At 69.0% G+C, this 21,026-nt stretch carries 18 protein-coding genes and 1 tRNA gene; 6 read left to right on the top strand and 13 right to left on the bottom strand.

The genetic code is table 11. From position 1 onward, the window contains the following. Positions 1-213 precede the first annotated feature (213 nt). From AC1PK7_RS13350 to AC1PK7_RS13370, 5 genes are all read left to right on the top strand, one after another. Entirely contained in the window at positions 214-1,803 is a 1,590-nt protein-coding gene (locus AC1PK7_RS13350) for a cytochrome ubiquinol oxidase subunit I (RefSeq protein ID WP_209246905.1), read from the top strand. A gap of 19 nt (positions 1,804-1,822) precedes the next feature. Beyond that, positions 1,823-2,974, top strand: a complete 1,152-nt coding sequence (gene cydB / locus AC1PK7_RS13355) for a cytochrome d ubiquinol oxidase subunit II (RefSeq protein WP_481098442.1) — start codon at positions 1,823-1,825, stop codon at positions 2,972-2,974. A 23-nt stretch (positions 2,975-2,997) separates the two neighbouring features. After that, positions 2,998-3,126 (top strand): cytochrome bd-I oxidase subunit CydX, encoded by a 129-nt coding sequence (cydX, locus tag AC1PK7_RS13360; protein ID WP_010343450.1) that lies wholly within the window; start codon positions 2,998-3,000, stop codon positions 3,124-3,126. Between the two features lie 60 nt (positions 3,127-3,186). Next, positions 3,187-3,263, top strand: a tRNA-Pro gene (locus AC1PK7_RS13365). 147 nt (positions 3,264-3,410) lie between these two features. Then, complete coding sequence (locus AC1PK7_RS13370) at positions 3,411-3,863, top strand: hypothetical protein (protein WP_481098443.1); 453 nt, start codon at positions 3,411-3,413, stop codon at positions 3,861-3,863. A gap of 63 nt (positions 3,864-3,926) precedes the next feature. Here the strand turns inward: AC1PK7_RS13370 and AC1PK7_RS13375 are convergent, their stop codons facing one another. Further along, positions 3,927-5,843 (bottom strand): CocE/NonD family hydrolase, encoded by a 1,917-nt coding sequence (locus AC1PK7_RS13375; RefSeq protein ID WP_481098444.1) that lies wholly within the window; start codon positions 5,841-5,843, stop codon positions 3,927-3,929. Between the two features lie 305 nt (positions 5,844-6,148). Between AC1PK7_RS13375 and AC1PK7_RS13380 the strand changes: the two genes are divergently transcribed. Next, positions 6,149-8,557 carry a glycosyl hydrolase family 95 catalytic domain-containing protein gene (locus AC1PK7_RS13380; protein ID WP_481098445.1) on the top strand — a complete coding sequence of 803 codons (2,409 nt, stop codon included), beginning with the start codon at positions 6,149-6,151 and terminating at the stop codon, positions 8,555-8,557. A gap of 123 nt (positions 8,558-8,680) precedes the next feature. Here AC1PK7_RS13380 and AC1PK7_RS13385 read toward each other — a convergent pair whose 3' ends face one another. The 12 genes from AC1PK7_RS13385 to AC1PK7_RS13440 form a co-directional block, all read right to left on the bottom strand. Beyond that, the gene (locus tag AC1PK7_RS13385; RefSeq protein ID WP_481098446.1) at positions 8,681-9,928 is read right to left on the bottom strand and encodes a glutamate-5-semialdehyde dehydrogenase; all 1,248 of its coding nucleotides are present in this window, start codon (positions 9,926-9,928) and stop codon (positions 8,681-8,683) included. A gap of 151 nt (positions 9,929-10,079) precedes the next feature. Further along, the gene (proB, locus tag AC1PK7_RS13390) at positions 10,080-11,261 is read right to left on the bottom strand and encodes a glutamate 5-kinase (protein WP_153752609.1); all 1,182 of its coding nucleotides are present in this window, start codon (positions 11,259-11,261) and stop codon (positions 10,080-10,082) included. 16 nt (positions 11,262-11,277) lie between these two features. Then, on the bottom strand, positions 11,278-11,538 hold the full coding sequence (locus tag AC1PK7_RS13395) for a YciI family protein (protein WP_481098447.1): 261 nt from the start codon (positions 11,536-11,538) through the stop codon (positions 11,278-11,280). Positions 11,539-11,664: 126 nt separating this feature from the next. Beyond that, positions 11,665-12,963 (bottom strand): argininosuccinate lyase, encoded by a 1,299-nt coding sequence (gene argH, locus AC1PK7_RS13400; protein ID WP_481098448.1) that lies wholly within the window; start codon positions 12,961-12,963, stop codon positions 11,665-11,667. Positions 12,964-13,047: 84 nt separating this feature from the next. Continuing rightward, positions 13,048-14,028: an N-acetyl-gamma-glutamyl-phosphate reductase gene (argC, locus tag AC1PK7_RS13405; RefSeq protein WP_481098449.1), complete on the bottom strand. Its 981-nt coding sequence runs from the start codon at positions 14,026-14,028 to the stop codon at positions 13,048-13,050. After that, positions 14,025-14,642: a GNAT family N-acetyltransferase gene (locus tag AC1PK7_RS13410; RefSeq protein ID WP_481098450.1), complete on the bottom strand. Its 618-nt coding sequence runs from the start codon at positions 14,640-14,642 to the stop codon at positions 14,025-14,027. The genes argC and AC1PK7_RS13410 overlap by 4 nt, the downstream gene beginning before the upstream one ends. A 26-nt stretch (positions 14,643-14,668) precedes the next feature. Beyond that, a complete protein-coding gene (locus AC1PK7_RS13415) occupies positions 14,669-16,000 on the bottom strand; it encodes an acetylglutamate kinase (RefSeq protein ID WP_481098451.1) in 1,332 nt (443 codons plus the stop codon). Positions 16,001-16,079: 79 nt separating this feature from the next. After that, positions 16,080-17,177 carry an acetylornithine deacetylase gene (locus AC1PK7_RS13420; protein WP_481098452.1) on the bottom strand — a complete coding sequence of 366 codons (1,098 nt, stop codon included), beginning with the start codon at positions 17,175-17,177 and terminating at the stop codon, positions 16,080-16,082. Positions 17,178-17,188: 11 nt separating this feature from the next. Further along, positions 17,189-17,641: a GNAT family N-acetyltransferase gene (locus tag AC1PK7_RS13425; protein ID WP_481098453.1), complete on the bottom strand. Its 453-nt coding sequence runs from the start codon at positions 17,639-17,641 to the stop codon at positions 17,189-17,191. 201 nt (positions 17,642-17,842) lie between these two features. Next, the gene (locus tag AC1PK7_RS13430; protein WP_481098454.1) at positions 17,843-19,084 is read right to left on the bottom strand and encodes an argininosuccinate synthase; all 1,242 of its coding nucleotides are present in this window, start codon (positions 19,082-19,084) and stop codon (positions 17,843-17,845) included. Between the two features lie 72 nt (positions 19,085-19,156). Further along, positions 19,157-20,182, bottom strand: a complete 1,026-nt coding sequence (locus AC1PK7_RS13435) for an N-acetylornithine carbamoyltransferase (protein WP_481098455.1) — start codon at positions 20,180-20,182, stop codon at positions 19,157-19,159. A 298-nt stretch (positions 20,183-20,480) separates the two neighbouring features. After that, a complete protein-coding gene (locus AC1PK7_RS13440; protein ID WP_010343560.1) occupies positions 20,481-21,011 on the bottom strand; it encodes a hypothetical protein in 531 nt (176 codons plus the stop codon). Positions 21,012-21,026: the final 15 nt, after the last annotated feature.

A 21,026-nucleotide genomic window follows, 5' to 3' on the forward strand; every position in this document is an offset into this window, starting at 1 on the left:
GGTCAAAACGGGCTCGGCGCGGCGAACGAAGCCGCCAGTTTAGCGGGGAAGGCGCTTCCGGGCCGGAACCACCGTGGCCGCCACGATGCCGGGTACGCCGGTTCCGCACATTGATCTGAATCAAGGTCGAACGCGCTCAAGCGGCGGAAGATCGCCTCCAATCTCCCGCCACTCGGCCACCCAGATGCACATTTTCCACGAGGTAGCACAGCCATGATCGACACCACTGTCGTAGAGCTGTCGCGGCTGCAGTTCGCCATGACCGCGATGTACCACTTCCTGTTCGTCCCGCTCACCCTGGGCCTGTCCTTCATGATCGCGATCATGGAGAGCGTGTACGTCATGACCCGCAAGGACGTGTGGCGGCGCATGACCCTGTTCTGGGGCGTGCTGTTCGGCATCAACTTCGCGATGGGCGTGGCCACCGGCATCGTGATGGAGTTCCAGTTCGGCATGAACTGGTCCTACTACAGCCACTACGTCGGCGACATCTTCGGCGCGCCGCTGGCGATCGAAGGGCTGATGGCGTTCTTCCTGGAAGCGACCTTCATCGGCCTGTTCTTCTTCGGCTGGAGCAAGCTCACCCCGGTCAAGCACCTGATGGTGACCTGGCTGATGGCGCTGGGCACCAACCTGTCGGCGGTGTGGATCCTGATCGCCAACGGCTGGATGCAGAACCCGACCGGCGCGGTGTTCAACCCGGACACCATGCGCATGGAAGTGGTCGACTTCATGGCGGTGGTGTTCAACCCGGTGGCGCAGGCCAAGTTCGTGCACACGGTCAGCGCCGGCTACGTGACCGGCGCGGTGTTCGTGATGTCGATCAGCGCGCTGTACCTGCTGCGCGGCAAGCACCGCGACATCGCCCGGCGCTCGTTCGCGGTGGCCGCCGCGTTCGGCCTGGCGTCCTCGCTGTCGGTGGTGGTGCTGGGCGACGAGAGCGGCTACGCCGCCAACGAACACCAGAAGATGAAGCTGGCCGCGATCGAGGCGATGTGGGAAACCGAGCAGGCGCCGGCCGACTTCACCGCCTTCGGCATCCCCAACCAGGCCACGGGCAAGAACGACTACGCGATCAAGGTGCCGTACCTGATGGGCCTGATCGCCACGCGCTCGCTGCACACGCCGGTGCCCGGCATCCTGGAGCTGGTCAAGCGCGCCGAGCACCGCGTGCGCGGCGGGCAGATCGCCTACGGCGCGCTGCAGCGGCTCAAGGCCAACCGCAACGACGCCGAGGCGCGCGCGGTGTTCGATCGCCACTGGCAGGACCTGGGCCACGGCCTGCTGCTCAAGCGCTACCGCGAGGACATCCTCAACGCCACCCCGGAGGAGATCGCCAAGGCCGCGCTGGACACGGTGCCGCGGGTGCTGCCGCTGTTCTGGACGTTCCGGGTGATGGCCGGCCTGGGCTTCTACCTGATCGCGTTCTTCGCCGCCGCGCTGTGGTTCTCGTGCAAACACAACTTCGAGGACAAGCGCTGGTTCCTGAAGCTGGCGCTGTGGACCCTGCCGGCGCCGTGGATCGCGATCGAGTGCGGCTGGTTCGTCGCCGAGTACGGCCGCCAGCCGTGGGCGGTGGAAGGCGTGCTGCCGACCTTCTATGCGGCCTCCGGCCTGGCCCTGCACGACATCCTGATCACCCTCGCCGGCTTCGTGGCGATCTACACCACGCTGCTGATCATCGAGATCAAGCTGATGCTCAAGGCGATCCGCAAGGGACCGGACGACCTGCCCGCCCTGCTGCAACCCGCCCCGCGTCCCGTCACCCCGATCGCCGCACCTGCGGCCGCCGGCCACCTCTGATTCCGGCAGGAGACACACCATGGACTTCATTGCATTGGACTACACCACGCTGCGCGTGATCTGGTGGCTGCTGCTGGGCATCCTGCTGATCGGCTTCGCGGTGATGGACGGATTCGACCTGGGCGTCGGCGCGCTGCTGCCGTTCGTGGCCAGGAACGACGCCGAACGCCGGCTGGTGGTGAACACCATCGGCCCGGTCTGGGAGGGCAACCAGGTCTGGTTGATCCTGGGCGGCGGCGCGATCTTCGCCGCTTTCCCGCCGCTGTACGCAGTCAGCTTCTCCGGCTTCTACCTGGCGATGTTCGTGATCCTGTTCGCGCTGATCCTGCGCCCGGTCGGGTTCAAGTTCCGCGGCAAGCTGCCCGGCCAGCGCTGGCGCAACGGCTGGGACTGGGCGCTGTTCCTCGGCGGCTTCATCCCGGCGCTGATCATGGGCGTGGCGGTGGGCAACGTGCTGCTGGGCGTGCCGTTCCATTTCGACGACACCCTGCGGGTGTTCTACACCGGCAGCTTCTTCGGCCTGCTGATGCCGTTCGCCCTGCTCGCCGGCCTGCTCAGCGTGAGCATGCTGGTGGCGCACGGCGCGGCGATGCTGGTACTGAAGACCGACGGCCCGGTGGCCGAGCGCGCGGGGCGCTACGGCAGCGTCGCCGCGCTGGTGGCGTGTGCGCTGTTCGCCGGCGCCGGGGTGTGGGTGGCCACCGGCCTGCCCGGCTACGCGGTCACCTCGCAGGTGGTCACCGACGGCGCCACCAACCCGCTGCTGAAGACCGCCGTGCTCGGCGAGGTCGGCGGCTGGATGCACAACTACCAGACCATGCCGCTGACCGCCCTGGCCCCGGCCGCCGGCCTGCTCGGCCTGCTGCTCAGCGCGGTGCTGCTGCGCAAGCGCCGCGGCGGCCTGGCCTTCATCGCCTCCGGTGCGGCCATCGCCGGCATCATCCTGACCGTGGGCTTTGCGATCTTCCCGTTCCTGCTGCCGTCCTCCAGCCAGCCGGGCTCCAGCCTGACCGTGTGGGACGCCTCCAGCAGCCACCTGACCCTGTGGATCATGCTGCTGGCCACCGTGCTGTTCCTGCCGATCATCCTCGGCTACACCACCTGGGTGTACCGCGTGCTGAAGGGCAAGGTCACCGCCGCCTCCCTGGACGACAACCCCAACGCGTACTGACGCGCCCGCAAGGAGAAACGATCATGTGGTACTTCGCCTGGATTCTCGGTGTGGGCCTGGCCTCCACCGCCGCCATCCTCAACGGCATGTGGTTCGAGGCGCGCGAGCGCAACGCGGCGGATGCCGCGGACGCGGCCGCCGCGGGGGACTGAAATTTTTTTGCAAAGGCGCTTGCCGAATGCGGAAGACCTCCGTATCATGTGCGGCTCCTTCGGGGTGTAGCTCAGTCTGGTAGAGCGCTACGTTCGGGACGTAGAGGTCGCAGGTTCGAATCCTGTCTCCCCGACCAGTTTCAAGGTCACAAAAAGCCTGGAAAACCATCGTTTTCCGGGTTTTTTTGTGCCCGCAATCCGGCAGCTGCCGCGCATCGCGGCAACCGGTCGTTCGCGCCGGCTTGCCCCTCCCTTTTTTCTCTGGGCAACCGGACCTTGACGCCGTGTCTCGCCACAATGGCGACGGGGAAACCGGCGCATTCATCACGACCTGCGTCCTCGGCAACGACACGCGCCGAAGCAAGGCGGCGGGCATGTCCGTTTCGACGCTCACGGCTCAGACAAACGGACACGACACCATGAAACTGCAGGCGACGCTCTGTCTCTCACTGATCGCGCTCTACTGCGCGCCGGCGGCCGCGGTGACCGAAACCGACAAGGCGGTGGACCGCCTCGGCGTGCACGGCGGTACCGCCTACTTCAGCATCAAGGATCCGTTTTCCACCAACTGCAAGTTCGACGTCGTCTATTTCAGCATCGGCGACGATTTCGGCAAGGCCGCCTATGCGAGCCTGCTCGCCGCACAAACCTCGGGCAAGAAGCTTTCTCGCTTCGACTACGCGCAATCCGCTCCCGGCGAAACCTGCACCCTCTCGCTGGTCGAATCGCGCAGCTGACCACGCATTCGCGGCATGCCGAACGCCACACGCCGGCGCATCACGCGCCGGCGTCCGCTTCGCTCACTCCACCGGCAGGCTGATGTAGCTCGCCTGCTGCGGCGTGTGCCAGATCCGCTGCGTCGCCTTCTGGTAATCGCCCGGCTTGGCGAAATAGATGTTCGGCACGTAGGTCTGCGGGTTGCGGTCGTACAGCGGGAACAGCGTGGACTGCACCTGCACCATGATCCGGTGGCCGCGCTCGAAGGTGTGGTTGGCCGTCGGCAGGCCGAAGCGGTAGGCCAGCGGCTGGTTCGGGGTCAGCGGTGCCGGATGCTCGAAGCTCTCGCGGTAGCGGCCGCGGAAGATCGCCAGCGACACCGGCAATTCGTAGCCGCCCAGCTTCGGCTCGGAGGCCATCTGGTCCGGGTACACGTCGATCAGCTTCACCACCCAGTCGCTGTCGCTGCCGCTGGTGGACGCCTGCAGGTGCACTTCCGGCGCGCCGGCGATGCGCAGCGGCGCCTGCAGCGGTTCGCTGACGAAGGTCAGCACGTCCGGGCGGCCGTCGACGAAGCGCTGGTCGTGCACCAGCCAGGTGGTCCACATGTCGCGGTCGCCGAACACCACCGGCCGCGGCACGAACGGCACCGGCTTGGCCGGGTCGGACACGTACTCGGTGTACTCGCCCTGCCCGGCCTTGGGCGCCTCGAACGAGACGCGGCCGCCGGCCTCCAGGTACAGCGGCTTGCTCTGCGCCGGGCAGCCCTGCGCGCAGCTCAGCGGCCAGCGCTGCAGACGGTCCCAGTGGTTGGCGCCGGTGTCGTAGATCAGCACCGGCGGCGTGTCGGCCTTGGGCGCGCCATCGACCAGGTACTGGTCGAAGAACGGCTTGAGCACGTCGCGACGGAACTGCAGCGCGGTGTCGCCGTCGAACTGCAGCGCGCCCAGCGAGGCGCCCTCGTAGTTGACCTGACTGTGCCGCCACGGCCCCATCACCAGGTAGTTCTTGTCGTTGCCGGTGTCGCGCGGCTCCATCGCCTCGTAGCTGTGGATCGCGCCCCACATGTCTTCCTGGTCCCACAGCCCCTGCAGCCACATCGTCGGCACCTTCAGCGGGGTGCGCGCCATCACCTTGTCCAGCGCCTGCTCCTGCCAGAACGCATCGTAGGCCGGGTGCTCGGTGAGCTTGCGCCACCATGGCAACTGCTCCAGCCCGGCGGCCTTGGCGTAGTCGCCGGCCGAGCCGGCGCGCAGGAAGTTGCTGTAGTCGTCGTAGCCCTGGCGCGGGATGCCCTCGCCCTTGCCGCGCCGGGTCATCTGCCCGGTGAAGTAATCCAGGTTGACCTGGCGGAAGGCGCCGTAGTTGAGCCAGTCGTCGCCCATCCAACCGTCGATCATCGGGCTCTCCGGCGCGGCCACCTTCAGCGCCGGATGCGGATCGGCCAGCGCCATCACCACGGTGAAGCCCTCGTAGGACGAACCGATCATGCCGACCTTGCCGTTGGATTCGGGCACGTGCTTGACCAGCCAGTCGATGGTGTCCCAGGCGTCGGTGGCGTGGTCGACCTTGGTCGGGTTGAGCGGCCCGCGCAGCGGTCGGGTCACCACATAGTCGCCCTCCGAGCCGTACTTGCCGCGGATGTCCTGAAACACGCGGATGTAGCCGCCGTCGACGAACACCTCGTCGCCCTGCGGCAGCAGATCGCGCATGTGCGGCGAGGCCAGCCGGCTGGCGCGGCCGCTGGCGTCGTACGGCGTGCGGGTCAGCAGCATCGGCGCGCCGTGCGCGCCCTTGGGCAGCACGATCACGGTGTGCAGCTTGACCCCGTCGCGCATCGGGATCATCACCTCGCGCTTGACGTAGTCGTTGGCCGCGGTCGGCGCGACGAACGGCTTGCCGGTGATGTCCGGGGTCATCGGCGCGGTCTGCGCGTGGGCGGCCGAGGCCAGCACGGTGGCGACGACGGTGGCGAGCAAACGGGTGGCGATGGGGCGCATGAAACCTCCGGGCAGTCAGACCCCGACTGTAGGCGCAACCGCGGCCCGGGCGGAAGTGTCGAAGAGCGGCGGTGTCCGCACGCCGTCGCAGTGCGGCTGCATCCAGGACATGACGTGGAGAGATCGGAGCGCGCAACGGCCAGGCGGCCGCCAAGGTTGCGCGCGCTTGCGGCCGCGCCGCACGCCATCGGCGCAAACGCGCCGGACACTGCGCGCAACGCCTTCCCTGTAGCACGCACCGCAGGTACAACGGTGCTTCTGCCCATCGCCGCGGCCACGCGCGGGGCGCCGTCGAGACCCGCCCGATGCCCAGCTCCGATCATCCGCCTGGCAATGCCGGCCGCCGCGCCTTCCTGAAGCAAGGCGGCGTCCTGGCCGCCATGCTGCCGTTGCTCGGCCTGCCGGCGTTCGGCCGCGCGCTGGCCGCGCCGCTGCGTCCGGCCAGCTCGCCGCTGGTGCCGCCGGCCCAGGCGCTGCGGCTGCGGTACGCCAACGTGGCCAGCGAGGCCGAGGTGTTGCGGCAAGGCCTGCCGATCGGCAACGGCCGGCTCGGCGCCCTGGTCGGCGGCGCGCCCGATCGCGACTTCCTGTACCTCTCCGACGCCAGCCTGTGGACCGGAGGACGCAACGACACGCTCGACGCGCAAGGCCAGTTCGGCTACGAGAAGGACAGCTTCGGCAGCTTCGTGATGCTCGCCAGGCTGTATCTGGAACTGGACGGCCATGCGCCGGCGCAACTGCGCGACTACACGCGCGAGCTGGACCTGAGCAACGGCTGCGTGCACGTGCGCTACGCGCTGGACGCTGCGCAGTTCACCCGCACCGTCTTCGCCAGCCACCCCGACGACGCCATCGTGATCCACCTGGAACAGCGCGGTGGCGGTCTGCACAGCGGCCGGCTGCGCCTGGTCAGCGCGCACGATGCGCCCGTGCACGGCGATGCGGACGGGGGACTTGGCTGTTCCGGCGCACTGGCCAACGGCCTGCGCCACGGGGCGCACGTGCGGCTGATCGCCTCCGACGGCAGCGTGGAACTGCAGGGCGATACGCTGCACTTCCGTGACTGCCGCGCGCTGCGCATCGTGATCTGCGGCGGCAGCAACTACGTGCCCGACCTGGCCAGGAACTACCGCGATCCGGCGCTGGATCCGCAAGCGCTGGCCAGGCAGCGGTGTGCGGCGGCGGCGCAACTACCACCCGAGACGCTGCTGTACACGCACGTGGCCGACCATCGCGCGCTGTTCGATACCATGCAGGTGGAGTTCGGCCGCTCCAGCCCGGCGCAGCGCCGGCTCGCCATCGCCGAGCGGCTGCAGGCGCGCGCCGCGGCGGACACGCCCGACCCGGAACTGGAAGCGCTGTACCTGCAGTTCGGCCGCTACCTGACCATCGCCGCCTCGCGCGACGCCCTGCCGATCAACCTGCAGGGGCTCTGGCTGGAGAACAACGATCCGCCGTGGATGAGCGATTACCACAGCGACGTCAATGTGCAGATGAACTATTGGCTGACCGACGCGGCCGGGCTGGGCCCGTGCTTCAACGCCCTCGCCCGCTACTGTCTGGCGCAACTGCCATCGTGGACGCAGATCACCCTGGCGCACTTCAACGACCCGCGCAACCGCTTCCGCAACACCTCCGGCAAGGTCGCCGGCTGGGCCGTGGCGTTCTCGACCAATCCGTTCGGCGGCAGCGGCTGGTACTGGCATCCGGCCGGCAACGCCTGGCTGTGCGACAGCCTGTTCCAGCACTACGAATACAGCCAGGACCGTGCCTACCTGCAACGGATCCATCCGCTGCTCAAGGGCGCCTGCGAGTTCTGGGAGGCCCGGCTGATCGAACTGGAGGTCCCGGCTGCCGACGGATCCCGGCAGACGCGCCTGGTCGACGACCACGACTGGTCGCCCGAACACGGCCCGGAGGACGCGCGCGGCATCGCCTATGCGCAGGAGCTGGTGTGGAACCTGTTCGGGCAGTATTGCCAGGCCTGCGCGCTGCTCGATGTGGATGCGGCCCATGCCGCGACCATCGCCGGACTGCGGCAGCGCCTGTACCTGCCGCAGATCAGCCCGCGCAGCGGGCAATTGCAGGAATGGATGTCGCCCGACGACCTGGGCGAGGCGCACCACCGCCACCTGTCGCCGCTGATGGGCCTGTATCCGGGCCACCGGCTGCATCCGGACCTGGCCCCGCCCGCGCAGGTTGCCGCGGCGCGCGCGCTGCTGGACGCGCGCGGCATGCACAGCTTCGGCTGGGCCTGCGCCTGGCGCGCGCTGTGCTGGGCGCGGCTGGGCGAGGCCGAGCGCGCCTATGCGCTGGTGGCGACCAACCTCAAACCGTCGATCGTGCACAGCAACGGCACCGCCCCGAACTTCTTCGACATCTACGACCTCAGCCAGCACGGCGATCCCACGCTGGGCGGCGTGTTCCAGATCGACGCCAACTTCGGCACGCCCACTGCGATGCTGGAAATGCTGCTGTATTCGCGGCCCGGCCACATCGCGCTGTTGCCGGCGCTGCCCAAGGCCTGGGCCGCACGCGGCAAGGTCAGCGGCATCGGCGCGCGCGGCGGTTTCGTGGTGGACCTGGCATGGCGCGACGGCAAGGCGACGCGGATCGTGCTGCGCAGCGTCGGCGGCACGCGTACCGTACTCGTCTTCAACGGCACGCGGCGCACGCTGGAGCTGGCACCCGGCGAACGTGTGCGGGTGCTGTGAGCGTCGAGACGACGACAGACCTCGTAGGAGCGGCTTCAGCCGCGACGGGCGTTACCGGGAAGGCGCGTCGCGGCTGAAGCCGCTCCTACATAAAGGTGCCGCCATCGAAAGCGGCAGCGAACCTCAGTGCCGCACCTGGCCCTCGCCGCGCACCACGAAGCGCTCCACGGTCAGCGCTTCCAAGCCCATCGGGCCGTAGGCGTGCAGGCGCGTGGTGGAGATGCCGATCTCCGCGCCCAGGCCCAGTTCGCCGCCGTCGGAGAAGCGCGAGGAGGCGTTGACCATCACCACTGCAGCGCGCAGCGCCTGCACGAACGCCTCCGCGTTGGCCGCATCGGCGGTGGCGATGACTTCGGTGTGGTCGGAGCCGTAGCGGCGGATGTGCGCGATCGCCGCGTCCAGGTCGGGCACCACCGCGACCGCCAGGATCAGATCCAGATACTCGGCGGCGTAGTCGTCGTCGCTGGCGCTGTCGATGTCCGGCAGCACGGCGCGGGTGGCGGCATCGCCGCGCAGGGCGACACCGCGTTCGCGCAGCGCCTGCGCGGCCAGCGGCAGGAAGCGCGCGGCCACGTCGGCGTGCACCAGCAGCGTTTCCAGCGAGTTGCAGGCGGCCGGCCGCGTGGTCTTGCCGTCGATGAGCAGCTTCAGCGCCAGGTCCAGGTCCGCCGAGGTGTCCACGAACAGATGGCACACGCCCTTGTAGTGCTTGATCACCGGCACCCGCGCGTGTTCGGCGACGAAACGGATCAGACCTTCGCCGCCGCGCGGGATCGCCAGGTCGACGATGTCGTGGAGCTGCAGCAGTTCCAGCATGGTCTCGCGGCGCAGATCCTCGACCAGGGTCAACGCGGCCTCGCCGATGCCGGCTTCGCGCAACGCACGGCGTAGCGCCGCGGCGATGGCGGTGTTGGAATGGATCGCCTCGGAGCCGCCGCGCAGGATCACCCCGTTGCCGGCCTTGATGCACAGCGCCGCGGCGTCGGCGGTGACGTTGGGGCGCGCCTCGTAGATCATCGCCACCACGCCCAGCGGCACGCGGATCTTCTGCACGCGGATGCCGTTGGGGCGCACGTCGTCGCGGGTGACCTGTCCCACCGGGTCGGGCAGGCCCGCCACCTCGCGCAGCGCCGTGGCGATGCCGTCCAGGCGCTTGCGGTCCAGCGCCAGCCGATCGAGCATCGCGCTGCCGACGTCCTTGGCCCGCGCCGCCTCCAGATCGCGCGCATTGGCGGCGAGGATCGCTTCGGCATCCGCCTCCAGCGCCGCCGCCATCGCCTCCAGCAGCGCCTGTTTGGCCGGCGACGACAACTGCGCCAGCGCTTGCGCGGCATCGCGGCAGTGCAGGGCCTGGGTACGGATGGAGGTCATTGGGCGGCTCCGGTGGATTCGGGATTCGGGATTCGGGATTCGGGATTCGCAAAGGCTACGCGCGGCCCCGGGAAATCAGAAGCAGCGAGCGCGAGGCGCGATGCAGGTGCCTGCCTTGCGCCGCTTCGCGGCCGGCGCGGGGCTGGCGCGCTTACGCCGATTCCCCATTGCCGACTCCCGATTCCCGCACCACCACCAGATCGTCGCGATGGATCACGTTCTCGCCGTAGTTGTAGCCCAGGATCGCCTCGATGTCGCGCGAGTGGCGGCCGGCGATGCGGCGGATGTCCACCGCCGCGTACTGGCTGACCCCGCGCGCCAGGCAGCGCTCGCCGGCCGCGTCGCGCAGGCGCACCTCCACCATGTCGCCGCGGCGGAACTCGCCCACGGCGCCGGCGACGCCGCCCGGCAGCAGCGAGGCGCCCTTGTCGAGCAGTGCGGCGGCAGCGCCGGCATCGACCAGGATCGCCCCCGGTTCCACCGGCACGTGGCGCAGCCAGTACTTGCGTGCGGCGATGCGGGTGCGCGCGGCATGGATGCGCGTGCCGCGCAGGCTGTCCTGGGCCAGGCCGCGCACCACCTCGGCGCTGCGGCCGTTGAACAGATAGGTCTCGATGCCGGCGGCGCCGGCCTTGGCCGCGGCCTCCAGCTTGGTGCGCATGCCGCCGGTGCCCACGCCGCTGCCGCTGCCGCCGGCCATGGCCAGCACCGCCGCGCTCAGTTCCTGCACCTCGTGCAGCGGCTGTGCCTGCGGGTCGCGGCGCGGGTCGGCGGTGTACAGGCCATCGATGTCGGTGGCGATGAACAGCGCATCGGCGTCGACCAGGGCGGCGACGATCGCGGCGAGATTGTCGTTGTCGCCGAGCTTGAGCTCGTCCACCGAGACGGTGTCGTTCTCGTTGACCACCGGCAATGCACCCAGCCGCAACAGTTCGCCCAGCGTGGCACGCGCGTTGAGGTAGCGGCGGCGGTTGCGCAGGTCGTCGTGGGTCAGCAGCACCTGCGCCACCGGCCGCTCGAAGAAGCGCTGCCACAGCGCGATCAGCTGCGCCTGGCCGAGCGCGGCCAGCGCCTGCCGTGCCGCCAGCGCCGCACCGGCTTCGGCGGCCTTGGGCACGATGGCACGGCCGGCGGCGACCGCGCCGGAGGACACGATCACCAGTTCGCGCCCGGCCGCCAGGTTGGCCGAGACGAACTGCGCCAGGCCCAGCGCGAAGCGCGGCGTGAGGCCACCGCCGTCGGCGGCCAGCAGGCTGCTGCCGACCTTGAGCACCGCGCGCCGCCACGGCGGCAGGCGTTGTTCGACGAAGGGCGATGGCGTTTGCGAGGTCATTGGATCAGCGCGTGCTTCATTCGTGCATGTTCCATTCGTACACGGTGAGATCGGAGCAACCTTGGATCGCCAGCGGATCGGCGGCGACGATCGCCTGCGCCTGCGCCAGGTCGTCCACACCCTGCAGCAGGTAGGCGCCGCCGCTGCGGTCGCTGAAGCCGCCGGTCAGCGCCAGCAAGCCGCGTGCGCGCAGGTCGTCGAGGAAGGCCAGATGCGGCGCGACCACGCGCTCGTCGAAGCTCGGTTTGCGCATCGCCAGGACCAGGTAGTGCTTCATCGTACGGTGTTCCTTCTGCAATCGGTTTGCATGTTCGGCGTCGCAACGAATGCTTTTTGTGGGAGGGACTTCAGCCCAGACGCGTTAGCGCCGAGGCGTCGCGCCGAAGCCCTCTCCCACAGGTAATCAAGCATGCAGCGCGCGCCAACGCGTTTGCAGCTCGTCCAGGCGCAGATCGGCGGCGGCGCCCGGCGAGACCCGCGCGGCCAGGCTGCCTTCCGGCGTGCGCCCCTGCCCTGCGCTGTCGGCAGACGCGGCGGCGGCCTGGTAGGCCTCGCGGAACGGCACACCGGCCACGGCGGCTTCCACCGCCACGTCGGTGGCGTACATGCCCGAATCGATCGCCGCGCGCAGCCTGTCCTCGCGCCACTCCAGGTTGGCCAGCAGTGCCGGCAGCAGCTCCAGCGCGGCCAGGCCGCGGCCGAAGCCATGGAAGATCGCGCCCTTGCTGCTCTGCAGGTCGCGGTGATAGCCCGACGGCAACGACAGCAACTGTTCGATCTCGGTGCGCGCGGCAGCCACGCTGGCGTGGGTGGCGCGCATCAGTTCGATCACGTCGGGGTTGCGCTTGTTGGGCATGATCGAACTGCCGGTGGTGTACTGCGCCGGCAACGCCACGAAGCCGAATTCGCCGCTGGTGAACAGCGACAGGTCCCAGGCCAGGCGGCGCAGGTCCAGGGTGGCACTGCCCAGCGCTTCCAGCGCGGCCATCTCGAACTTGCCGCGCGACAGTTGCGCGTAGATCGGGCTGACCTGCAGCCGCGCGAAGCCCAGCGCGGCGGTGGTGTGGGCGCGGTCCAGCGGCAGGTTGACGCCGTAGCCGGCGGCGGTGCCCAGCGGATTGCTGTCGACCAGGCGCAGGGTATCGCGGGCGCGCACGGCATCGTCGATGAAGGCCTCGGCCCAGCCAGCCCACCACATGCCCGCCGAGGACACCACGGCACGCTGGATGTGGGTGTAGCCGGGCACCGGCAGATCGCGCTCGGCCTGCGCACGGTCCAGCGCCACCTTGGCAATCTCCGCGCTGAGCTGCGCCAGCCGCGCCAGCCTGTCCTTCAGCCACAGCCGGGTCGCGACCAGGATCTGGTCGTTGCGGCTGCGTCCGGTGTGGATCTTGCGCCCGGCATCTCCCAGGCGTTCGGTCAGCCGCGCCTCGATCGCCGAGTGGCCGTCCTCGAAGCGCGCATCCAGCACGAACGCGCCGCTGCGGAAATCCTCGGCCAGCACCGCCAGCTCGCGCTGCAGCCCGGCCAGTTCGTCGGCGGACAGGATGCCGATGCGCTGCAGGCCCTCGGCGTGCGCGCCGCTGGCGGCGATGTCGTGCAGGAAGAACTCGCGGTCCAGGAGCACGTCGTCGCCGGCCAGGAACGCCTGGATCTGCGTGTCGACGGCGACGCCGGGTTTCTGCCAGAGGAGGTTGGTCATTGGAGAGCCGGGATTGGGGATTGGGGAATCGGGATTCGGAAAGCGGCGCTGCGTCCGTGATGGATGCGGGCTGGCGTGGACGCCCTACTCCGGCGTGTGCATCGGCGGGATCGAGGTCAGTTCGTCCACGCCCAGCGCCAGGTTGAGGTTCTGCATCGCCTGGGTCGCCGCGCCCTTGAGCAGGTTGTCCAGCGTCGCCACCAGCACCAGCCGCTTGTTGCCCGGGGCCAGGGTGAAGCCGCCGAGCTGCACGCCGTGGCGGCCGGCGATGCGGCTGACCCACGGCGCCTCGTCGACTACCTCGATCAGCGGCTCATCCGCATAGCGGGCGCGATACAGCTGCTGCACCGCCTCCAACTTCAGCGGCTGCTGCAGCCACAGGTTCACGGTCATGGTGATGCCGCGGAAATGCGGCGCCACGTGCGGCATGAACTCCACCGGCACGCCGAGCTGCGCGGACACCTCGCGCTCGTGCATGTGGTCGGTCAACACGTACGGCATCAGGTTGTCGTGCAACAGCGCCGGGTTGTTCTTGTCCGACGGCGTGGTGCCGGCGCCGGAATAGCCCGACACGCCGAAGCACTGCGGCGGCCCGGCGAGCTGCTCGCGCAGCGGCGCGATCGCCAGCTGCATCGCGGTGGCGTAGCAGCCCGGGTTGCTGATGCGGCGCTGCCCGGCATAGCCGGCGCGGGTCAGTTCCGGCAGGCCGTAGTACCAGGCCGGGTCGAAGCGGTAGTCCGCGGACAGATCGACCACGATCGGGTCGGGCGCACCGGCGGCGACCGCCGCATCCAGCGCCGCCACGTAGGGCGCGGCCTTGCCGTTGGGCAGCGCCAGCACCACCACGTCGGCACGCTTGGCCGCCACCGCCTCCGGGTCGAGGTTCTCGTAGCGCAGTTCGCCTGCGTAAGCGTCGTGGTGGGCATCGACGCGTTGCCCATCCAACTCGCGCGAAGACAGGAAGGCCAGCCGCAATTGCGGGTGTGCGGCGATCAGGCGGATCAGTTCGGCGCCGGTGTGGCCACGGGCGCCAACGATGCCGATGGAATAAACGGGAGTGTTCATGCGTGCGAATCCAGGCGGAACTGCAGGTGGCGTTTCACCCCGGCCCATTCCGTATCGATGATGGAGAAGATGACGGTGTCGCGTGGGGTGCCGTCGGCGTGGCGCTTGTGGTTGCGCAGCACACCGTCCTGCTTGGCCCCCAGCCGCGCGATCGCGGTGCGCGAGGCGTGGTTGAACCAACTGGTCTCGAACACCACGCTGAGGCAGCCGAGCGTCTCGAAGGCATGCCCGAGCAGCAGCAGCTTGGCCTCGGTGTTCAGGCCGCTGCGCTGCACACGCGGCGCATACCAGGTGTAGCCGATCGACAGCGTCGGCACCTGCGGATCCAGGCCGTAGAAGCGCGTGCTGCCGACGATCTCGCCCTGCGCATCGCGCACCACGAACGGCAGCACCCGACCCAGCGCCTGCACCTCCAGCGCGGCGGCGACATAGGCGTCCATCCGCTCTGGCGCTGGCACGTTGGTGTACCACAGCGCCTCCAGGCCGCTGCCGCGTACGGCGTTGCGCAAGCCCTCGGCGTGCGCCGCCTGCAGCGGCTCCAGGCTGACGTGGCGACCGCGCAGCGTCGGCACCTGGCGCCAGGATTCGGGAAGCTCGGGATCGATGCTGGACATGGCCTGGGTTCTCTGGACGATTCCGCTCAACCCTGCAGGGTCGGCGTGCGCGTGGCGCAGTGCGCCACGCAGTGCTGGATCTGTTCGAAGGTCTCCAGGCCGTACCAGAACACCTTCCACTTCTCCTGCTTGAAGCAGCCGTCGGATTCGGCGTAGTAGAAGATGTTGACCTGGTTGTTGTGGCGCGAGCGCCAGAACAGCTGCGGCGTCTCCTCGCGCATCACGTTCCACACCGCGCGGCCCAAGCCCTCGCCCTGCGCGTCGTCGAGCACGGCGAACTTGTCCAGGTAGGTGAGCGGGCTCGATCCAAGCTGGCCCTCGTCGGTCAGGATCACCGCGGTGCGGTAGTTCTCGCTGACGTAGGCGCGCAGCAGCCTGGTGGTGTCGAAGTAGTCTGGCACCAGGGTGCGGCCGAAACTGGATTCGATCAGGGTCTTCAGCCGCGGCAGGTCCAGCTCGCTCCACGTCGTGGCGCGCAGCACCTTCTCGCCGCGCCGCACCAGGGTGCCCGAGCCCTTGTGGGTGAACAGTTCCTTGGCCAGGTCGGCCGGACGCGTGATCGACACCGACGACTCCAGCGGCAGCCGGTCCAGCAGGTCCTTGATCTGCTCGATCTTCACCTTCATGCCGCCATGGATCCACGGCTGCGCGATCAGGTGGTCGTACTCGGTGGACAGGTTGATCGAATCGATCACCCGGCCCTGTTCGTCGAGCAGGCCGCCGGTGCCGGTGAGGAAGATGATCTTGTACGGCTGCAGTTCCTGCACCAGTTCGTTGGCGGCGAAGTCGGCGTTGATGTTGAGGATCTGCCCGCTGGGGGTCTCGCCCAGGCTGGTGATGACCGGGATCGAGCCGGCCTGCAGGCTGGCCTCGATCGGCGCCAGGTTCACCGCGGTGACCTCGCCGACCAGCCCGTAGGTGTCGCGGTCCAGGTACTGCGCCTCGAACACGCCACCGGTGATCGAAGTGGCGCGCGCGCCGTTCTGCTGCAGCGCCTCGACCAGCTTGAGGTTGGAGGCCTGGAACACCCGGCGCACGATCGCCAGCGCTTCCGGCGAAGTCACCCGCAGGCCGTTGACGGTCTGCTTCTCGATGCCGGCGGCGGACAGCTCCGCATCCAGCTGCGGGCCGGCGCCGTGCAGCACGATCGGGGTCAGGCCCACTTCCTGCAGGAACGACAGCGAGGAAGTCAGCGCCTCCAGGTCGTCGCGCAGCACCGCGCCGCCGACCTTGACCACGGCGAAGCGCTTGGCGTCCAGTTGCGAGAAGCGCTTGAGGTACTGGCTGATCTCCTTCGCGCTGGCCATGCTCGAGAGCAGGCGCACGATGGTCTGGCGGGTTTGGCGGTTGGCGTGCATGGCGTGGGGCGGTGTCCGAAGGAATCCAGGGTGGAGCCGATCGCGGGATCGGTCCAGTCGACGTGGGAACGCGCGCGGCTCAGCGCGCGCCGTTGATGATGCGGTGGACCGAGTCGGCGTAGCGCTGCAGTTGCTCCAGCGTCACGAACTCGTCGGCGGTGTGCGCCTGGGCGATGTCGCCCGGGCCGTAGACCAGCGCGGTGTAGCCGCCGGCAGAGAACAGCGAGGCCTCGGTCCAGAAGTCCACCGCGTTGCCGATCGGCAGTTCCAGCGCATCGGCGACGTCGCGCGCGGCCAGGCGCTTGTCCTCGGCGCGCGCGATGTCGCCGGATGGCAGGCTCGGCCCGCGGAAGGTCTCCTCGAAATGCGCCGCGGCCGGCTCGGCGAAGCCGGCGAAGGTCGCCAGCAACGCGTCCACGTCCATCGACGGCAGCGGCCGGAAACCGAAGCGCAACTCCGCCGCCGGCGCGATCATGTTGGCCTTGATCCCGCCCTCGACGCGGCCGATGTTGAAGCGCAGCCCGGTCAGCCCGCCGAAGCGCGCGTGCGCCAGCGACTCCACATGTTCCAGTGCACGGCCGCCCCAGCGCATCGCCTGGTGCAGCGCGCTGGCCGCGGCGTCCTGCTTGCCGGAGGCATGCCCGGCGCGGCCGGCGAAACGCATCAGCACCGAACTGATGCCGCGATGCGCCAGCACCGCCTCGCTCATGGTCGGCTCGGCCACCAGCACCGCTTCATAGGGAATACCACGGGCCAGGAACGCGGCGATGCAGCGCGGGTCGTTGGCTTCCTCGTCGCTGGAGAACAGGAACGCGGCATCGCCGTCGCCGGCATTGGCCGCGGCCAGCAACGCCGCCGCCGCGCCCTTGATGTCGCACACGCCCAGACCGACCACGCGATCGTCCAGGCGCCGCATGCTGTGCGGATCGGCGCTCCAGTGCGGCGAATCCGGCACCGTGTCCAGGTGCACGTTGAACAGGTACTTCGGCGTGCCGCGCACCGCATACAGGCTGACCGCGCCGGCGCCGTGGTCGATCACCTCCACCGCGAAGCCGGGCAGCTGCGCGCGGATGTAGTCGAAGATGCCATCGGTGCCGATCGCCCGCGGCGGATTGCGGGTGTCGAAGGACACCAGTGCTTTCAGGTGGGTCAGGGTGGATTCGAGCAGGTCGGTCATGGCGGATCGGATCAGGCGGCCGTCGCCGCGGACTGGTAGATGTCGGGACGCAGCACTTCCATCAGCGTCTGCGGCCGCGCCGGCGCGGCGAAGCCGTACTGCGCATACAGCGCATGCGCATCGGAGGTGGCGAGCATGAAGCGACGCAGGCCTTGCAGCTGCGGGTGGGCCATCACCGCCGCCACCAGTTGCTTGCCGTAGCCGCGGCCGCGGTAGGCGTCGAGCACGAACACGTCGGCGAGATAGGCGAAGGTCGCGCCGTCGGTGATCACCCGGGCAAACGCCACCTGCCCCACGCCGTCGAGATGGCCGCCGAAGCACAGCGAACCGGCGATCGCCCGCTGCACCGTGTACAGCGGGATGCCCAGGCTCCAATAGGCCTGCTCGCTGAGGAAGCGATGGATCAACGGCAGATCCAGTTCCTGCTTGTCGGTGCTGATGCGCAGTGCGTGCATGGGTTCCATCGCAGTGGCCCCCTTCTCCCACTGGGAGAAGGTGCCCCCGAAGGGGGCGGATGAGGGTACGGGCGAAGCCTGGTCAAGCCTGGTGAAGCCAATCGTGCCAGCGAGATAAAGGGCGGACGAAACGCGCAGCCAACTAGTGCGAGGCTTCGCCCGGACCCTCACCCCAACCCCTCTCCCGCAGGGAGAGGGGCTTTTGCTCTTTCAGCGGTTGACCTGCGCGTACAGCGTCGAGCTCATCCCGAACAGCTTGATGAAGCCCTCGGCCTCGGCCACGCCCCAGTCCGCCGACTGCGCGTAGGTCGCGCCCTTGGCGTTGAGCAGGTGCGGCGACTTCACCGCCACCGCATCGACGCGGCCGCCGCGGGTCTCCAGCGTCACTTCGCCGTTCACCATCGCCTGCGACGACTTCAGGAACGCCTCCAGGTCGGTCTTCAGCGGATCGTGGTAGAAGCCTTCGTACACCAGCTCCACCCACTTGCGCGCCACGTCCGGCTTGAAGCGGTTCTGCTGCTTGGTCAGCACCGCGTCCTCCAGCGCGCGGTGCGCGGCCAGCAGCGACACCAGGCCCGGCGCCTCGAACACGATGCGGCCCTTCAGGCCGATCACGGTGTCGCCGGTATACACGCCACGGCCCACGCCGTAGGGCGCGAACAGCTTGTTGAGCCTGGCCAGGATCTGTTCGCCCGGCAGCGCCTTGCCGTCCAGCTCGACCGCCTCGCCCTGCACGAACTTCAGCTTCACCGTCAGCGGCTCGGTCGGCCACGCGCTGCGCGGCGCGCACCAGCCGCGGGCGCCCTCGCCCGGCGCTTCCCAGCGGTCGATCTCGCCGCCGGACATGGTCAGGCCGAGCAGGTTCTCGTTGATGGTGTAGGCCTGCTGCTTGGCACGCACGCCGAAGCCGCGCTCCTCCAGGTACTTCTGCTCGTAGGCGCGGGTCTGGGTGTGTTCCTTCTGGATCTCGCGGATCGGCGCGACGATCTCGTAGTCGCCCAGCGCCTTGACCGCCAGGTCGAAGCGCACCTGGTCGTTGCCCATGCCGGTGCAGCCGTGCGCGATGGTCTTGGTGCCCAGCTCCTCGGCGCGCTTGAGCGCGGCATCGACGATCAGGTAGCGGTCGGACACCAGCAGCGGGTACTGGCCCTGGTAGCCCTCGCCGGCCCACACGAACGGCTTGACGAAGCCGGCCCAGATCGCCGGGCCGCCGTCGACGGTGACATGGCTGGCCGCGCCCAGTTCCGCGGCGCGCTTCTCGATGAAATCGCGCTCCTCGGCATCCACGCCGCCGGTGTCGGCGAACACGGTGTGCACCGCATAGCCCTTGGCCTGCAGGTAGGGAATGCAGAAGCTGGTGTCCAGACCACCGGAGAAGGCGAGGACGATGTCCTTGGTGCCGGGATTGGGGATTGGGGAGTCGGGATTGGTGGAAGCGGTTTGCTGCGACATGGGGGAGTCTCTCTGCGGTTGACTAAGTAGGAACGAACAGGGAAGCCGCTGTGGCGAATCCCCAATCCCGAATCACGAATCCCGGCGGCCCTGGCCTGCCAGCGCCGCCATGATCGCCTTCTGCACATGCAGGCGGTTCTCGGCCTCGTCGATGGCGATGCAGTTGGGCGAATCCATCACCGCGTCGGTGGCCTTGACGTTGCGGCGCAGCGGCAGGCAGTGCGAGAACACGCCGTTGTTGGTCAGCGCCATCTTGCGTTCGTCGACGATGAAGTGCTGGTACTGGTCGCGGATCGGCTTCTCCGGGCCCCAGTTGCCGAAGAACGGCAGCGCGCCCCAGCTCTTGGCGTAGACCACGTCCGCGCCGGCATAGGCGCTGTCGATGTCGTGGCTGACGGTCAGCGAGCCGCCGCTCTCCTGCACGTTCTGCGCGGCCCAGCCCATGTAGCGCTCGTCGAGCACATAGTCCGGGGTCGGGCACAGCAGGGTCACGTCCATGCCCAGGCGGGTGGCGATGGTCAGCGCGGAATTGGCCACCGCGGTGTTCAGCGGCTTGGGATGGTAGGTCCAGGTCAGCACGTACTTCTTGCCGCGCAGGTCGCGAGTGCCGAAGTGCTCCTGCAGAGCCAGCGCGTGCGCCAGCTCCTGGCACGGATGGGTGATGGTCTCCATGTTGATCACCGGCACCGGCGAGTACTTGGCGAAGCTCTTCAGCACCACGTCCTCGCGGTCCTTGGCCCAGTCGACGAACTTCGGGAACGCGCGCACGCCGATCAGGTCCACGTAGCGGCCCAGCACCCGCGCCACCTCGGCGATGTGCTCCTCGGTGTCGCCGTCCATCACCGTGCCCAGGTCGAACTCGATCGGCCACGCGTCCTTGCCCGGCTGCAGCACCACCGCGTGGCCGCCCAACTGGAACGCGCCCAGCTCGAAGCTGGTGCGGGTGCGCATGGACGGGTTGAAGAACACCAGCGCGATCGACTTGCCCTTCAGCTCGCTGCCGAGGCGGTTGCGCTTGAACAGCGCCGCCTGGGTCAGCAGCGCGTCGAGCTCGGCGCGGCTCCAGTCCTGGGTGTTCAAGAAGTGCTTCAGAGACATCGATCGATCCTTTGCAGCGGTGGGGACGCGGGACGCGCGGGAGGTGCTGTGGGGTTGTTCTTTACGGGTGAAACTTTTCCGGCCGATGAAAACGAAAAAACCCAGCCTCGGGCTGGGTTTTCAGAACGAACGGCACGACGCTCCGGTTACCCAGCGAGAATGTGGGATTCCGGTCGACGCGCGCGCGACGTCATGCCCGAGGCCATGCGTGCGGCGCTGAGATCGTGCTGGGGCAGGTTCGCTTTCATCGGCGCGCATCCTCGCACGCGCACGCCACAGGCGCAAGCGCACGCGGCGCTCAGCGCGGCGGCACCACCACCGCGTCGGGCACGTACGGGGCCACCGAGACGCGGATGCGCAGCCGGTTGCCCGGATCTTCCGGCAGCCGCGAGCGGTACTTGGTGCCCTTGTAGACATAGTCCACGTCGTAGGCGATGGGCCGGCGGAACTCGCGGCCGACCTCGACCATCCGGCAGTTGCGGCCGCCGTTCGGCGCCGTGGCCGGCGCAGCGGCCGGGGCCGGCTCCTCGTGGCGGCGACTGAAGATGTCCTTCACCGAATCCATCAACCGGTTCAAGCGGCTGTCGTCCTCGGCCGGCTTGGGCGCCGGCGCCGCCGGGGCCGGCGCGGGGGCCGGGTCGCATTGCTGCTCGGTGCGGGTGGCGCGCAGGGTCTGGTACACCGGCTCCACATTCAGGACCTGGGCGTAGTCCAGCTTGACGTTCTCGATCACCACCACCCGGTTGCGCGCCTCGGAGTCCTGCGCCCAGGCCGGCGCCGCGGCGCAGGCAAGGAGGCCGACCAGCGGCAACAACGGGTTCAGGCGCATCGGCAGCAGCTTCGC

It is taken from the genome of Xanthomonas sp. NCPPB 3174, from assembly GCF_056725205.1.